The organism is Sarcina ventriculi (assembly GCF_900456775.1).
GTDB lineage: Bacteria > Bacillota > Clostridia > Clostridiales > Clostridiaceae > Sarcina > Sarcina ventriculi.
This window is the reverse complement of the sequence record NZ_UAUL01000001.1, coordinates 269,829-287,049: the sequence shown is the minus strand read 5'-3', so window position 1 is coordinate 287,049 and position 17,221 is coordinate 269,829. Positions and strand designations below refer to the sequence as shown.

Below are 17,221 nucleotides of genomic sequence, written 5' to 3'. Positions count from 1 at the left end.
AATCCCCCCCTTTTTATTGTGACAATGCATCAAACATTTGTGAGTCTTTGGCTGTACTTTCAAGCTTTATTGTAATTTTATGTGGTAAACATACTATAGGAGTTACAGAGTTTGAAATCCAACCTTGATTTACACAAATTTGGTCAGAGCAATCAGCAAAACTGATAGATATTCTACCATTTTCCACAGAAATTACGTTTGTTCCATGCTCAGTTTTTATAGTAAATTCATAAGGTTCTATGACATTTGATAAATTAATTGATTTTATACAGTTCCCATCTTCATAAATATTTGCAATCGTACCTTTAGCAGGTGCTTTGAATATTAAGATACTTGATATTAATGAAATTAAAAAAACAATCCCTATTATAAATATCCAAATTTTTGATTTTTTCATCTATTTATTATATTAGGACAGATATCACTATAACCCTCTAAAAGAGTAATATCATCCTTTATCCCTTCTGTAATATATAATTGATTATCCTTAGTTATAAAGACAGCTTCAAAATTATTATGAGTTTTATAAAAATCAATAGCTTTATCTAAACCTAGAACAAAAAGAGATGTAGATAAGGCATCGCATAAAACACTATCATCACCAATTATTGTAACAGATAAAAGGTCACTTTCAGTTGGTTTTCCGGTTTTAGGATCGATTATATGACCATATACGTTACCTAAGTCATCTGTGAAATATCTCTCATAAGCACCAGATGTTATAACTCCTTTATCTATAACATTAATAGATAGTATATTTGAGTTATTTGTTGGGCTTTTAACAGCTACTTTCCAAGGAGTGTTGTCTAGTTTAGAGCCTAAAGTATGAACATTTCCTCCTAAATTAATTAAGGCAGATTTTACATTGTTTTCTTTTAAAATTTTAATGATTTCACTGCTTGTATAACCTTTAGCAACACTACCTAAATCTATTTCCATATTGTTAGGTATTGTTATTTTATTTTCATCAAAATTAATTTTTGTATAATCTACTGTATTTAGTAAATCATTAATTTCATTGCTATTTAAAACATTATAGTTTCCTGTGGTAAACCCCCAAGCCTTTAAAACAGGGTAAATAGAAATATCTAAAGCACCATTAGTTTCGTTAGATATTTCTATAGCTTTTTTTATAAGCAATGAAGTATCCTTAGATGGAGTTAATTCTTTGTTTGTATTTAGAGTTGAAATCTCACTATTCATATCTGTTACTGAAAAAAGATTTTCAAGTTCTAAAATTCGTTCTTTACATAAATTAAGAATTTCTTCATTAGAATTATAAATAGTAATACTCATAACTGTATCCATTGCAAATACTTGAGTGGATAGTTTTTTTATATCTTTTGAAGCAGATGTAGTTGTTAAAAATGGTGTAATACTTTTATAAACAGTTATAAGCAATAAAATTAGTAAGATAAAAAATACAGTTATTTTTTTAAAGTTAGCCTTTAGCATTTATAAGAGCTGCCTTTACTGCGTTTATTATTCCTTTAGAACTAAATGTTGCGCCAGAAACTGTATCTACATCTGTGTTTTGAGAATTTATAATATTTTCTGTAACACCTGAAATTGCTTCATCTATAAAAGGTTCATCATCTACGTATTTTGTAATTTTTATGTCTGAAATAGTGTTATTAGAAACAGTAACTTCAACGCTAATATTTCCATTATATCCAGAGGCTGTTCCTGTATAAGTTCCATCAACATAAGTAACAGATTGAGAAGAAGGAATTTCTGTTGCAACTTCAGCATCAACATTTTCACTATCTTCATTTAAGATTTTATCCTCAGTAGAGGAGTCTTTCTGTGATAGTGAAGTAGAGCTTTGTATATCTTTATCTATTTTTGGTGTATAAAAAATAGATACGCAAACTAAAGCAAAAACTATAATAGATGCAAAAATTGGTGAAGATGCTTTCTTTTTTGAAACTTTATTTTTTAAAAGTGCTTTTCTAATACGCATTGAAGCATATATTAAAAATACTATACTATAAGCTAAAACGTTGATAATATATTGAGTAATCCCTTTTTTAGCTAAAGGAATTGCTATAATCATTACATGTAAATAAATAAGTCCATAAAAAGGATAAGCTAATTGCTGAAGTTTTTTCCATGATTTAGCTTTCATCTTTTTTCTAACTTTAGGTAAAGAAGTAATCATAAGAGGAAGCATAATTAAAATAAGTAAAATACTTGCAATTGAAGCCATAATCATATTAGTTGACATAGATTTTGGATTTGTAAAAAGTGTAACAAAATGTGTTCTTCCATAAATAATATTATGAGTTAGTGCCAAAATACATCCAATAATGGATAGTTGGGCTCTAATTGGCATTAAAAATTTAATAGCTTTACTACCATTTTTAAGGGCTCCAGTATACATTACCACAACAAAAAATGATGTTGCTAGACTACTTTTTGAAAATAAGGGCAATATATAATTTTTAAGCCATGAAGGTGCATTAGATATGATTCCAGAGTATGTAAGAACAATCAATGATATAGATATTAAAAATGTTATTATATAGCAAAAATTCGAATGTTTTTTAATAAAATTGCGTCCGATAGAAATTAAAAATAAGACGATACATAAAGAAATTAAAAATGACATATTTTCCTCCTTATTAATTAAAGTATAATATCACAAATAAAATAGATATTTGTGATATTAATACTTATTAAGTTTTATTCAGCCATTGTTGTAAATGTTAGTGGTTGATAATCGTTAAGAGTTATTGAAATATTATATTCTGTTCCTTTTTCAAGAGCATTAGAACTTGTATATGTTAATCCAGTTAAATCATCACCATCAACAACAGTTACTGTATTTCGACCAGAGCCAGAAGTTATAGTGATTTTAGAATCCTTAAGTTCATCTTGCCCTATTCCATTAATAGTTATTGTATTATCTTTTATAGTTGCTGTTGTTTCATTTGGGTATGAATCTTTAAAACAAACTAATGCTTCAATATCTTCATAACCATTTGCAATTAAAGTAATTTTATAGTATCCACTGCCAGAACCTTCAAAACGATCAAAATCATAATTTATACCACAATCTATACGATGCCCGTGGTTTGTACTCCACCAAGAATCAGATGAATGTTTGCTTCCATAAGTAGCAACTAAATTAGTATAAGTTTCATCATTGCCATAATATTCATATTTTGCAGTGATAAAATTAGCGCAGTATTCTAAAAACTCAGAATCTGATAATTCTTCACCATTTTTATTTTTTAGATAAACATAAGCTTCAGCATCAGAACCATATTTGGTATTATAAGCGTAATCTGTTTTATCAGTATCAGCGACAACTGTAATTTTAGAAGTTACACTACCAGATGTTTTTCTAGCTCCATAAGTACCGTTAGAATTCATAGTTTTTAATCCATAAGTATCAGATGAAACATTGCTATCTTCAACAAAGCCATTTTCTTTAGCTGAGTCTACCATATCAGATGGTATTGCAACAGGAATATTATTAAATCCTAAAACTTTATACTCTGCGACCTTATATTGAGTAGCTGAATCACCTTCGCCAATAGTAAATATTGAAGATACATCTTCAAATACAACATTATCGTCTACAGGTGCAGTTGTTATTGTACCCTCTGAATCAACTCCATCAAAGGAAGCTTGTACAGTTACAGTTTGTGTATCATTAGAGTCAGTAGTATACTTTGTAGTTTCTTTTCCATTTTCTTCAACAACTTCACTGCTTATAACCTTTTCTCCAGTCACTTCAACTATATATTGAAACTGTTGTCTATATATACCATGTTTTGCTGTCGCACGAGTAACAGCATCAAACATGCCTGCATCATTTACTCCTTCGCTATCTGTTTTATCTGATGATTTACTTAATTCTTCAACAGATTTATCTAGTTCTCCAGCCCAATATTGTGCATAGCTTAAAGGTGCATATCCGTATACATATGTTACATTTTCATCAATTGAAGAATTAGTTGATACATTTGAACTATTATCATCTTTAGCATTATCTGTAGTCCCACATGCAACAAATGATGACATTAAAGCTACTGTCATTATTGTAGATAAAAATAATTTACTTCTTTTTTTCATAATTTTAAAAAACCCCTTAAATATATATTTTTAACCTATTTAGGTTTATATACAATAAAAATAAATAATTGGAAATTAATACTTATAAAAGTATACTATATAAACATCAAATAATCAAGAATCATTTTCAATTGAAATGAAAAATTAATTTAAAGAAGTAATCAATAAATATATATTAAATATCAAACGCCAATATTTATATAAATTATAAATATTACGAATAAAAATTGTGATAAGAAAAATCCATAAGCTTATAGAGCATGTAATATAAATCTTAAATAAAATGATATATACTATTAATTGAAATGAAAGTTTTATAGATACAGTATTTGATAAGTGAATGAATTTAAATAAAAATAATAAAATTTAAGATAAATAAGGAGAATTAGAATGAAAAAGGATTTAGTTATTGTACTTGCACCAGATTCTTTTAAGGAGAGTATGACAGCAAAGGAAGTTTGTGTAGCTATGGAAAGAGGAATAAAAAAGGTAAATTCTAATATTCGATGTATTCATGTTCCTATGGCAGATGGCGGAGAAGGAACTATGCAATCTTTAGTAGATGCAACAGGTGGAGAAGTGTATTCTTTAGAAGTTGTTGGACCACTTGGAAATAAAGTTAAAGCAGAGTATGGGATTTTGGGTAATGGAGAAATTGGAGTATTAGAGATGGCTAGTGCAAGTGGCATACATTTGGTATCGCTTGAAGAAAGAAACCCTCTAATAACTACTACTTATGGAACAGGTGAACTTATAAAAGCTTGTTTAGATAGAGGAGTTAAAAAATTATTAATAGGTATAGGTGGGAGTGCTACAAATGATGGGGGAGTCGGAGTTATACAGGCTCTTGGCGGAAGGTTGTTAGATAAGGATGGTAATGAACTAGGTTTTGGTGGTGGAGAATTAGAAAAGTTAGATAGGATAGATTTAACTAATTTTGATAGACGGTTAAAAGATGTTGTAATAGAGGTAGCTTGTGATGTTAGTAACCCTCTTTGCGGAGAAAATGGAGCTTCTTATATATTTGGCCCCCAAAAAGGAGCAAGCGTTGAAATGATTAAAATTTTAGATAATAATTTAAAGCATTATGCAAAAGTTATCAAAGAACAGTTTGGTAAAGATGTTTTAGAAATTGCAGGAGCTGGAGCAGCAGGAGGACTTGGTGCAGGACTTATGGTATTTTTGAATGGTAATTTAAAAAAAGGTATTGAAATAGTAATTGAATATTCTGGACTTGAAAAAAAGATTAAAAATTGTGATATGGTTTGGACTGGTGAGGGGAGCATAGATTTCCAAACTCAGTATGGCAAAACACCTTTAGGAGTTGCTACGGTTGCTAAAAAATACAATAAACCAGTTGTGGCTTTGGCGGGAAGAGTTGGAGATGATATAGACATTTTGTATGAAAAAGGCATAGATTCAATATTTGGAATTATGAGAGGGGTAACAACTATTGATGAAGCTTTGAAAAATGGAAAAGAAAATATTGAAAGAACTTCTGAAAATATAGTAAGGCTTATGGAAATGTTATAAATTGATAAGTTTGTTTAGAAGTAAATTAAAAACTAGAAATAAGGGATATTTTATTTCTAGTTTTTTTATTAATAAGTTATTTCAGATTGTATTATTTTATAGAAGTAGATTGTGAGTAAAACTGAGTATGTTTATAATGATAGATTATTTTTGAAAAGTTAAACATTATACCTGAGGATAAGTAAATTTGTTCTAAAACACTCATGGCTGGGTCATTAGGGTTTAATTCAAGTAAATTTGCTATATGCTTATCAAGTTTAATTACATTAAAATATCTATCAGAAAATCCCATATTTAAGTTTAAAGCGCTGTTTAAATATTCAAAAATAGATTCTTTTGCGATTTCTTTAGTTAAGTATGGAACAACACTTTTTTTATAATAGGATTCTTCATAGCACATAATTTCATTATTTATATATCTAATTCTTTTAATTTTGTATATTTCATCATTAAGATTACATTCAAGTAATTGAGCTATTTTATTATCTGCTTTTATAATATCAAAATCTAATACTTTTGATGTTATTTTAAATTCTTTTAAGCTACTAGTAAATCCTGCTAGTATATTAAAATCTATATATCCAGTACGGTTTCTTCTTCTAACAAAGATTCCACTTCCTTGAACTTGATAAATAATTCCTTTTAGAACTAAGGATTCTAATGCTTTAACTATAGTACTTTTACTGACCTTATAGTCAAAAGCAAAGTTTTCTACTGTTGGTAATTTTGTTCCTTGAGGCAAGGAATTGCTGTATATATAATTTTCTATTTCTTTTGCTATTTGCTGATATTTAAGCATTTTTACTCCCTTTTAGTTTAAGATATTTGTTTTTTAGTATAGCATAAATAATAACTAAATCCAACTTTAGAAATTGTTTTCAAAAATATATTGACAAATTATACTGGTATAATTATTATATAAATATACAATATAATTATACTAATATATTTAAGGGGGACAGTTATGTCAAAAGCAATTCGTGATTATGATAAGTTAGCGGTGGATATAATAGAGGCGGTTGGAGGAGAAAAAAATATTGTTAAGGCATCAAGATGTGCAACTAGGCTTAGATTAGTATTAAAAGACACACCAAATGATGCTAATAAAAGGGTTTCAGCTCTTACTGGGGTAATAACAGTAGTTGAAAATGGAGGTCAATTTCAGGTTGTTATAGGAACTCATGTGGGTAAGGTTTTTGATAAGGTAGCAAGTGAGTTAAACTTGGAAGATATAGAAGATAATGATGCTCCAAAGTCTAGTATTTTAAATAGAGTAATTGCAACAATGTCGGCAGTATTTGCTCCATTTATTTATATTCTAGCCGCTGCTGGGATATTGCAAGGTGGTTTGATATTAATTAATATGATAAATCCTACATTTCAAACTACTGGGACATATGAAGTTTTAAGTTTTATATCGTGGGCTCCATTTACTTTTTTACCAATATTCATAGCTATTACTGCATCTAAGCATTTTAAGTGTAATACTTTTATTGCAGTAGCTTGTTGTTGTGCACTTGTAAGTCCAACTTGGGGAGAAATTGCAACAAGAATAGCTGGGGGAGAAGCAGTTAAATTTTTAGGTATTAAATTATCAGAAACAACTTACACATCATCAGTGTTACCTCCATTATTTTTAGTATGGATATTATCATATGTTGAAAGATTTGTTGAGAAAAAATTACCAGACGTAGTTAAATCGTTATTTACACCTCTAATATGTATGTTAGTTATGGTTCCTTTTACAATAGTTTTAATAGGACCAGTATCAGACGGGTTAGCTACAGCGATAGCAAATGGATATAATGCTTTATATAGTTTTGCACCTGCAGTTGCAGCGGCAGTTATAGGTGGGCTATGGCAAATTGTAGTTATATTTGGGGTGCATTGGGGTGTTACACCAATGTGTTTAGCTAATTATGATATGTATGGTATGGATACGTTTCAAGCTTTCCAAACAATGGCTGTTATAGCGCAAACAGGTGCAGTAATTGGTGTATTTATAAAGGCTAGAAACAGAGAAACTAAAAGCGTAGCTCTTTCTTCTGGAATTACTGGATTTTTTGGTATAACAGAACCAGCAATATATGGAGTAAACTTAAAACTAAAAAAACCATTTATATGCGGATGTATAGCAGGTGGTATTGGAGCGATAGTAGCATCATTTTTTAATGTAGCTTATTATGCATATGCTGGTCTTCCAGGAGCTTTAACAGTAGTAAATGCTATTAATCCAGAAAACCCAAGTTCAATTATAGGAATGTTGTTAGGTGGTGCAATATCATTATTTGGTGCGATTATACTAGTTCAAGTAATAGGAATTGGAGAAAATGTAAAGGAAATCAAAGAAAATAAAAAAGAAACTATTGAAGTGTCACAAAGCAGTATAATTGGTGGAAAAAAAGAAATAAAAAGCCCTATTGCTGGAAAAGTAATAGAATTATCAAAAGTTGATGATCCAGTATTTTCGTCAGGGGCAATGGGAAATGGAGTAGCAATAAAACCAAGTGATAACAAAGTATATTCACCATTTAATGGAACAGTTCAGTTTATTGCAGATACTAAACATGCAATAGGATTAATTTCAGATGATGGGATAGAAATATTAATTCATGTAGGAATGGATACTGTTAAAATGAATGGAAAAGGATTTGATGTGAAAACAGCAGTAAATTCAAGGGTGAAAGAAGGAGAGCTTTTATTAGAATTTGATATAAAAGCTATAGAGAAAGAAGGTTACCAAATAGTTACTCCAGTTATAATTACAAATAGTGATGCGTATAATCAAAATCTATTAGCTGTGGATATGGATGTGGACAATGGTAAACCAATAATTGATTTAAAAGAATTAAGTGTAAGTATGTAAAAAGATAAGGGGGAAAATTATGAGTAAATTACCGAATGATTTTTTATGGGGTGGAGCATTTGCCGCTCATCAATTTGAAGGGGGCTGGAATGCTGGAGGTAAAGGGCCAAGTGTCGTAGATGTAATGACAGCAGGAGCTCATGGAGTGCCAAGAGAAATTACTGAAAGTGTTATGGAAGATAAGTTTTATCCAAATCATGAAGCTATAGATTTTTATCATAGATACAAAGAAGATATAAAATTGCTTGCTGGAATGGGAATTAAATGTTTAAGAACTTCAATAGCATGGTCTAGAATATTTCCAAAGGGTGATGAACTAGTTCCTAATGAAGAAGGACTTAAATTCTATGATGATTTATTTGATGAATTATTAAAGTATAACATAGAGCCAGTTATTACATTATCTCATTTTGAATTGCCATTGCATTTAGCTAGAGAATATGGTGGCTTTAGGAATCGTAAAGTAGTAGATTTTTTTGAAAGATTTGCAGAAGTATGTTTTAAAAGATATAAAAATAAAGTTAAGTATTGGATGACTTTTAATGAAATAAATAACCAAATGGATACTGAAAATCCACTATTTTTCTGGACAAATTCAGGTGTAACTGTAAAAGAAGGAGAAGATAAAAAAGCTGTTTTATATAAGGTTGCACACAATGAATTATTAGCTAGTGCAAAGGCAGTTATAAAGGGTCATGAAATAAACCCAGAATTTAAAATAGGATGTATGATTTCACATGTACCTATATATCCATATTCATGTAATCCAGATGATATAATGGCGGCAGAAGAAGCAATGCGTCAAAGATTCTTTTTCCCAGATGTCCATGTGCGTGGACATTATCCAAAATATGCGTTAAAAGAATTTGAACGCCAAGGCTATGATATTGGTATAGAAGAAGGCGATTTAGAAATATTAAAGGCTGGAACTGTAGATTATATAGGATTTAGTTATTATATGTCTACTGTTGTAAAAGCAGATGTTAAAAATGATAATGCTGGTGATGTTGTAAATGGAGCATTACAAAATTCAGTAGAAAATCCTTATATAAAAGCTAGTGATTGGGGATGGCCAATAGATCCAGTTGGTTTAAGATATACTTTAAACCGTTTATATGAAAGATATGAGCTTCCTATGTTTATAGTGGAAAATGGATTTGGAGCAATTGATAAAATCGAAGAAGATGGGAAAATTCATGATTCATATCGTATAGATTATTTAGCAAAGCATATAGAAGAAATAAAAAAGGCTGTAAATTATGACGGTGTAGAATTAATGGGATATACTCCATGGGGAATTATAGACTTAGTATCTTTCACAACTGGAGAAATGAAAAAAAGATATGGTATGATTTACGTAGATCGTGATAATGAAGGTAACGGTAGTATGGAGAGACTATGTAAAGATTCATATCTATGGTATAAAGAAGTTATTGATTCAGATGGAGAAAATATATAAGGTGATATTTAAAATATAAAGAAGTAATTAAAGAAACACTTATGTTAATCATAAGTGTTTTTTGCCAAGTTTAAATTATATTGTTTCTAAATTTAAGTTTATATCCAAGTTATATCCGCATCTTTTCTTGGAGTAGTTCTTTTATATGTTACATCAGGGTATCCAAGTACTAAACATGCAATTATTTTTTTATCTTTAATTTTAAGAAGTTCTAATATTTCTTTATTGTCTTTAGCTGCAAGTTGGATAAATCCACTAAAGAAAGTTCCAAGGTTTAAGGCATTAGTCATAAGTTCCATGTTAGATGAAGCTAAAGCGCCATTTATTTCAGTATTAGCTGTAATTATTATAACGGCAGGAGCATTAAACAAGATTCTATCATTTTTTATAGGATCTTCTTTATATAGCTTATAGGAGTTAATCCATAGTTTAGCATATTTTTCTAAATATTTAGTTTCAGGTGTTAAATTAGCTAGTATATATTCACCTTTTTTATTTAAAGCTTCGTAAGTTAAATCTCTAAGTTCGTTAAGTTTGTTAGTTACTATAGTAAAAGAAACATCTTGACTATTAGTTGCAGTTTCTGTAACTCTACCAGCTTCGATAATTTTATGTAGTTTTTCTTTTTCTATTTCTTTATTTTTAAACCTTCTAACACTTCTTCTAAATTTTATAAAGTTTAATAAGTTATCAGCATCTACTGAAAAATTTTCTTTATTGTATTCAATTACATCGTCCATGTTGTAATCATTTGTTGAAACTGCCTTTGTTGGGCATATAGCAATGCAGTGACCGCATTTTATACAAGATTCATTTTTTATATAAGCTTTACTATCTTTTAATAATATGTCACTAACTGGACAATCTTTTATACATTGAGTACATGCAACACATTTTTCTCTATTTACGTTAAACATGATTAAATATCTCCAATCTTAATTTTTTTATAAATTTATTTAAGTTATTATATATATTTATAATTTAATTATACTTATAATAGAAATGAAAAGTCTAATTTATATTATTCATAGAATTATAACCAAAAGTTATAGAAAGAAAATGTTATTAAAAGAGGGAGATTATATTTGTGAATTTACAGCAGTTAGAATATTTAAAAGGGATAGCTGAAACGAAAAGTTTTACTTTAGCAGCTGAATATGCTCATGTAACCCAGCCAGCTTTAAGTAAAGCAATATCTAAATTAGAAGAGGAATTGGGAGTTACTTTAATTAAAAGAGATGGACGAGATATAAATCTTACAGAGTTTGGAGAAATATTTTTAAAACATGGGAAATCTGCTTTAAGTAGTATTAAGGATGGAATAAAGGAGATAGAAGATTTAAAAAAGAAGAATGAAAATAATATTTATATTTCATCGACTCCTTGTATAAGTGCAAGTTTTATACATTTTGTAATAAGTGATTTTTTAAATCTTTATAATGGTACGAAGTTTCAGTTTAGCAATGAGTCTACAAAAAATATATTACATAATTTAAATAATAATAAAATAGATATAGGTTTTTTTGAGTCTATTGAAAATATAGAAGATTTTAGAGAAGTAGAATTTGAAAAAATAAAAAAAGAAAAGTATGTATTGGTTGTGCCTAAGAATCATCATCTTGCAAGCAAGCATGAAGTTTCATTAAAGGATTTGAAAGATGAGTTTTTTATTATGGTTGATGAGTATAAAAATAAGATTGTAAAATATCATGAAAAGATAGGATATATTCCTAAAATATTAGTACAGCCAAAAGAAGCAGGGGTTATAGGAGTATTAGTACTAGTTGCAGCAGGAGCAGGTGTTACAATACTTCCTAATACACAGATGATTAATGTAGATAAAATATCTATATTAAATATAAAAGAAGATATAGGATATAAAACTATTTATATGGGATGGAATAAACATAAAAGTGAAGTAGCCATTGTGAAGAATTTTAAAGAATTTGTAATTAAAAAATATAAATAATACATTTAATAATAGAAAAATAAAATGGTTTAGATAAAATTTTATTGCTATATACATAGAATATTAATAAGTAATATTTGTGGAGCGTTATTAAGTGAATTTAAGTAGAAAAAATATAGTAGCTGATGAAAGTACAAAAGAGAATATAATATTATATCCAGCAATGAAAAATACTATAAATGGAAAAGTTTATGGGTATATTAATAATAAAGGATTGTTTGTTATTAAACCTAGATTTCAAATAGCTTATGATTTTAAATATGATGTAGCAGTAGTTTTAGAAAATAATAAGTTTGGAGTTATTAATACTAATGGAGAATATCTTGTAAAACCAGTTTATGATAGTATAGGAGAGTTTAAGGAAGGAAGGGCTGTATTTAGCTTAAATGGTAATGTAGGAGTTATAGATGATAAAGGTAATGTTATAAGTGAAAAAAAATATGATTTTATAGGTGAATTTAACGATGGATTAGCTCTTATTGCAAAAAGCTATAAAAATGGGGATTATAGATATGGTTATATTAATTTAAAAGGAGAAGAAGTAATTTCGCCCAAATTTATAATGGCTTATCCATTTAAAGATAGAATAGGTTTAGTAAAATTAGATTATACAAATTATGCACTTATTAATGAAAATGGAGAGATTTTAAAAACATATAAACATATATTTCTTTATGGATATAATGATGGGGTTATGGTTTATGCAGATAATTTTCAAGGACCTTATGGATATATAGATAACAAAGGGAAAGAAATAATTAAAGCAAAATATAGTGAAGCATCAGCTTTTAATGATGGTGTTGCAATTGTAAGTTATGATAAAAATTATGAAAAACGTTATGGGGTAATTGATTTAGAAGGAAAATATGTTTTTGAGCCTATATTTAGTAGTATATTAAGTTTGGGTGAGGGAAGAGTGGCTTTAGGCTTACCTATGGGAGAAGATACTTTTATCAATAGAAATATTTATGCCATAGCGAGTACAGATGGAAAAATTCTTACTAATTTTTTATATTTATATGTTGGAATTTATAAGGATGGATTAGCTTGTGCAAGTGATGAAGAGTATAGCTTTTTTATAAATTTAAATGGAGAGAGAAATAAAAATTATCCAAAGGTTAAAGGTAGTGGTCAACTTTTAAAAAAGGAAAATTTAATCTATGCAGATATTGATTATATGCCTTATTATATAGGGAAGTATAATGAAGTAGTATACAAACCAAATGATATTATAAAGTTAGATAATAATTATTCTGTTTTTATGAAAAAATATAAGCCCAATATTAATTATTTAATTTATGTACCCAATATTTTGGAACATGAGAGTAGAAAGTTAGGAAAGATAAATAAAAGATTAGAAGAGGATTCTTATTTTAGCCCTTACAGTGAAAATAAAAATCAAGAAATAACCAAAGATACTATTTTAGAATATAATTATTATGGGACTTTTGATATAAAATTTTTTAAGAAAAATTTTATAAGTATAGAGCTTAATGGTAGTTACTATGTTTTGGGTTCAGCACATCCAATGCCTGTTAGAAAAGCAGAAAATATAAATTTAATAACGGGAAAATTTTATATTTTAGAAGATTTATTTATAAAAAATTCTCCATGGAAAGAATATTTAAATACATTAATTAAATCTATGATAAATTTTGATAAAGAATATAATTATGTATTTAAAGACTCTTTTACAGGAATAGATAACAATCAAAATTTTTATATTGATGAAGATAATCTATATATTTATTTTAAGCCGTATGATATAGCCCCATATTCAGCTGGATTTGTTACTTTTAAAATACCTTTTACACAATTAAATAAAATTATAAATAAAAATAGTGAATTTTATATGTCATTTAATTAAAATTTTTATTGTTAAAATTAAAAAGTCATGAATTGCTCATGACTTTTTGTTTATGAGTTATAAATATCTTCATTTAAGCAGTTTTCAGATTTTGCAACTACCAAAGCTGTTGCGGCATCTCCTATAACGTTTAAAGAAGTTATTAGCATATCTATTGGTCTATTAATAGCTAAAATAAGTGAGTATGCTATTAATGTAGATGGATTATTATATCCCATTCCTGTTAATATTGAAAATAATATAATTGATGAAGAGCCAGGAGCAGATGGCGTACCAATTGATGCAATAAGTGCAAGAGCTGATATTACAATCATATTTTGAAGTGTAATATTATAGCCTGAACTAGATGCTATAAATACAGTAGCTATAACTTGCATTATGGCTGTTCCATTCATGTTTATTGTCATGCCAAGTGGAAGAGTAAATGATGATATATCTTCACTAATACCAAGTTCTTCAACAGAAGTTTTTTGATTTAGAGATAGTGCAGCAGCAGATGATGCAGCTGAAAATCCAAGTAGTGCAACTTTAGACATTTTTCTCATAAATATAAAAGGGTTTAAGCCTGTTTTTACATATATGAATAATGGATATCCAATAAGTAAAAATAAAATGGATGCGATCGCTACAACTAGCATATATGATAATGCAGAGCTTAAGTGGTCTAAACCATATACTGCAAAAGTTCTTGATATAAGAACAAAAACTGCAATAGGGCTAAATTTAGTTATTATAAAGTTCAAAAAAACAGTTATTATGCTATTAATATCTTCAAGCAGTTTTTTTAAAACTAATATTTTATCTCCTAAACAATTTATACAAAGTCCTGTACAAATAGCTAAAACGACTACAGCCAAAACTCTTGAATTGGTTGAAAATATAGCTGTAATATTACTTGGAACAGCATCTATTAGCACAAGAAGTGGATTAGATGAACTAGCAGTTTGAGCTGATGCTACATTCCCACCGATATTTACAGTAAATAATCCTAAAGTATTTGCTATGTAACCAAATATTATGGCTACAATTAATGCAAGAATTGAAGTGGTAAGAAAGTTTAATAGAGTTTTTTTAGATATTCTACCTAACTTTTTAGTATCACTTATATGGCACATGGAAAGTGCTATTGATGAGAAAATCATAGGAACTATTATTAGTTGTAATGAATTTAAAAACAATTGTCCTATTATGTAAAATAGTCCAATAGCATTTTTACCTTCATCTACGCTTATATCTTGAAAAAATATACTATTTATTATATTCCAAACATTAGTGTTACCGCTAGATATTAAATTGCTTTTTAAAATAAGAATTAATATGCCAACAACTACTCCAAGTAGAAGAGAAATAGTCATTTTAAAGCTTAAACTTGTAGTTTTTTCTCTTGAAGTTTTGGATTTAAAAGCTATATTCATAATTACCTCCTTAAATCAGAAATACACTTTAATTATAAAAATATGGTTTAATATATTATTTTACAATATATATTAAAATTTTACAGCAAATTTATAATATATTACAAAATATTCAATGTCAAGATAAGCTATTTTAAATAGATAGTTCCAAATTCTTCACATGTTTAATAAATGTGTTAATAGCGTGAGGAAAATATCTATCTTTTAGATAAGCTAAATAAATATATCTATTTTGTTTTATATTATTTATAGAAATTTGTTTCACATTAAAGTTATTAAGTTGAGGAATTTTTGCAACTACGGCTATTCCAAAGCTTTCAGCTACTAATCCGGCAATGGCATTTTCATCTTCACACTCAAAAATGATTTTAGGGTTTACATTACAATCTTTAAATAGCTTTGATGTAAATTTCCCAAGCCCACTATTTTTGTTGTAGGTAACCAAAGGATAATTTTGAACCTCTTCAATATTAATAGATTTTAATTTAGATAATTTATGATTATTTGGGACAATTAAAACAAGTTCTTGCTTTAATATTGGTTCAAAAATAATCGAAGGTTCTTCTTTCACAAAAGAACAAAAACCTATATCGTATTTTGATGATTTTAAACCTTCCACAACTTCAGTTGTTAATTCTTGTTTGAAAGTAAATGTAACATCTTTATTTTCATCTTTTTCTAAAAAATTTCTAACTGCTTTTGGAATATAATATGAAGATAGTGGCGCAACATAAGCTATATCAATATTTCCTTTTGTATTACTTGTAAACTTTTTAAGCTTTTCTTCACCTAATTCTAGAGTATCTAAAGATTTTTCTACATAATTTAAAAATATTTTTCCATATTTAGTTAATTTAATACATCTACCTTGTTTTTCAAATAATTTTGTACCTAATTCATCTTCAAGAGCAGATATTGAATAACTAAGGCTAGGTTGAGAAATGTGAAGTTCTTTGGCTGCATTTCTAAAGTGTTCAAGTTTAGCTACGGTTTTAAAATAATAAAGTTGATTTAAATTCATTTACGTCATTACCTCCTAAGAACATATTTTTAATATTTATGATATTTTTACTTATTATACTATAAATGATAAGATATATCTATCAAAATTAATAGAAATAAGTATTATATTTATTTGAAAAATAGTTATATAATCTAGCTATAGAAAAGATTAGTAATATTATATTGTAAAAAATGTTAAAAAATTAACATCAAGAATATTATCTAAATGGATAAGGAGATAAAATGATGAAAAAAACTGTTGTAGTTAGAGATTTAATATTAGGTGAAGGAATCCCTAAAGTATGTGTACCACTTGTAGGAAAGACTAGAGAAGATATTATAAATGGTGCAAGAGATTTACAAAGTGTTAATTTAGATTTAGTAGAGTGGCGTGTTGATCATTATGTAGATGTTTTAGATATAGAAAAAGTTAAAGAAACTTTAGTAGAACTTAGAGAAATTTTAGATAATACACCGATCTTATTTACATTTAGAAGTTTAAAAGAAGGTGGAGAAAAGGAAATATCTACTGATTTTTATGCTAAATTAAACAAAGAAATTTCATTAACTAAAAATGTTGATTTAATAGATGTAGAGTTATTTACAGGAGATGAAGTAGTAAAGGAAATAGTTGAATTTGCGCATAGTAATGGGATAAAAGTTGTAATGTCAAATCATGATTTCTTTAAGACTCCAGAAAAAGAAGAGATAGTTAATAGATTATGCAAAATGCAAGACTTAGGAGCAGATTTACCTAAAATAGCTGTTATGCCTCAAAGTACAACAGATGTACTTACTCTTTTATGTGCAACAGATGAAATGGCAACTAAATATGCGAAAACTCCGATAATAACAATGTCTATGGCAGGTCTTGGAGTTATAAGTCGTCTAGCTGGAGAAACTTTTGGTTCAGCTTTAACTTTTGGAGCAGCAAAACAAGCATCAGCACCAGGACAAGTTGCTGTTGATGAATTATATAAAGTATTAAATCTTCTTCATGAAAATAAATAATTAAAAAAGGTTAATT

General features: G+C 28.0%; 14 protein-coding genes. 6 read left to right on the top strand and 8 right to left on the bottom strand.

From position 1 onward, the window contains the following. Positions 1-13 precede the first annotated feature (13 nt). The 4 genes from DR020_RS01310 to DR020_RS01295 form a co-directional block, all read right to left on the bottom strand. The gene (locus DR020_RS01310) at positions 14-397 is read right to left on the bottom strand and encodes a NusG domain II-containing protein (RefSeq protein ID WP_058992962.1); all 384 of its coding nucleotides are present in this window, start codon (positions 395-397) and stop codon (positions 14-16) included. Beyond that, on the bottom strand, positions 394-1,455 hold the full coding sequence (locus DR020_RS01305) for an FAD:protein FMN transferase (protein WP_235865646.1): 1,062 nt from the start codon (positions 1,453-1,455) through the stop codon (positions 394-396). The genes DR020_RS01310 and DR020_RS01305 overlap by 4 nt, the downstream gene beginning before the upstream one ends. Next, positions 1,442-2,611, bottom strand: coding sequence for an FMN-binding protein (locus tag DR020_RS01300; protein ID WP_112365054.1), 1,170 nt, complete (start codon positions 2,609-2,611; stop codon positions 1,442-1,444). Before DR020_RS01300 ends, DR020_RS01305 begins: the two co-directional genes overlap by 14 nt. A 74-nt stretch (positions 2,612-2,685) precedes the next feature. Beyond that, the gene (locus DR020_RS01295) at positions 2,686-4,083 is read right to left on the bottom strand and encodes a penicillin-binding Tp47 domain A-containing protein (RefSeq protein WP_112365053.1); all 1,398 of its coding nucleotides are present in this window, start codon (positions 4,081-4,083) and stop codon (positions 2,686-2,688) included. Positions 4,084-4,473: 390 nt separating this feature from the next. On the opposite strand from DR020_RS01295, the gene DR020_RS01290 reads away from it, so the two are divergent. Beyond that, entirely contained in the window at positions 4,474-5,616 is a 1,143-nt protein-coding gene (locus DR020_RS01290) for a glycerate kinase family protein (RefSeq protein WP_112365052.1), read from the top strand. 91 nt (positions 5,617-5,707) lie between these two features. On the opposite strand, the gene DR020_RS01285 is transcribed toward DR020_RS01290, so the two are convergent. Beyond that, positions 5,708-6,415, bottom strand: a complete 708-nt coding sequence (locus DR020_RS01285; protein ID WP_055258529.1) for a GntR family transcriptional regulator — start codon at positions 6,413-6,415, stop codon at positions 5,708-5,710. Between the two features lie 165 nt (positions 6,416-6,580). On the opposite strand from DR020_RS01285, the gene DR020_RS01280 reads away from it, so the two are divergent. Further along, on the top strand, positions 6,581-8,482 hold the full coding sequence (locus DR020_RS01280) for a beta-glucoside-specific PTS transporter subunit IIABC (protein ID WP_112365051.1): 1,902 nt from the start codon (positions 6,581-6,583) through the stop codon (positions 8,480-8,482). 19 nt (positions 8,483-8,501) lie between these two features. Continuing rightward, complete coding sequence (locus DR020_RS01275; RefSeq protein ID WP_112365050.1) at positions 8,502-9,941, top strand: 6-phospho-beta-glucosidase; 1,440 nt, start codon at positions 8,502-8,504, stop codon at positions 9,939-9,941. A 98-nt stretch (positions 9,942-10,039) separates the two neighbouring features. On the opposite strand, the gene DR020_RS01270 is transcribed toward DR020_RS01275, so the two are convergent. Next, positions 10,040-10,858 carry a nitroreductase family protein gene (locus DR020_RS01270; protein WP_055258531.1) on the bottom strand — a complete coding sequence of 273 codons (819 nt, stop codon included), beginning with the start codon at positions 10,856-10,858 and terminating at the stop codon, positions 10,040-10,042. Between the two features lie 170 nt (positions 10,859-11,028). Between DR020_RS01270 and DR020_RS01265 the strand changes: the two genes are divergently transcribed. Both DR020_RS01265 and DR020_RS01260 read left to right on the top strand, forming a co-directional pair. Continuing rightward, positions 11,029-11,910, top strand: a complete 882-nt coding sequence (locus DR020_RS01265; protein WP_112365049.1) for a LysR family transcriptional regulator — start codon at positions 11,029-11,031, stop codon at positions 11,908-11,910. Between the two features lie 94 nt (positions 11,911-12,004). After that, entirely contained in the window at positions 12,005-13,777 is a 1,773-nt protein-coding gene (locus tag DR020_RS01260) for a WG repeat-containing protein (RefSeq protein WP_235865645.1), read from the top strand. Positions 13,778-13,827: 50 nt separating this feature from the next. Here DR020_RS01260 and DR020_RS01255 read toward each other — a convergent pair whose 3' ends face one another. Beyond that, positions 13,828-15,192 (bottom strand): dicarboxylate/amino acid:cation symporter, encoded by a 1,365-nt coding sequence (locus DR020_RS01255; RefSeq protein ID WP_058992977.1) that lies wholly within the window; start codon positions 15,190-15,192, stop codon positions 13,828-13,830. Positions 15,193-15,325: 133 nt separating this feature from the next. Beyond that, the gene (locus tag DR020_RS01250; protein WP_112365048.1) at positions 15,326-16,213 is read right to left on the bottom strand and encodes a LysR family transcriptional regulator; all 888 of its coding nucleotides are present in this window, start codon (positions 16,211-16,213) and stop codon (positions 15,326-15,328) included. 227 nt (positions 16,214-16,440) lie between these two features. On the opposite strand from DR020_RS01250, the gene aroD reads away from it, so the two are divergent. Next, positions 16,441-17,205: a type I 3-dehydroquinate dehydratase gene (aroD, locus tag DR020_RS01245; RefSeq protein ID WP_112365047.1), complete on the top strand. Its 765-nt coding sequence runs from the start codon at positions 16,441-16,443 to the stop codon at positions 17,203-17,205. The last annotated feature ends 16 nt before the right edge of the window (positions 17,206-17,221 follow it).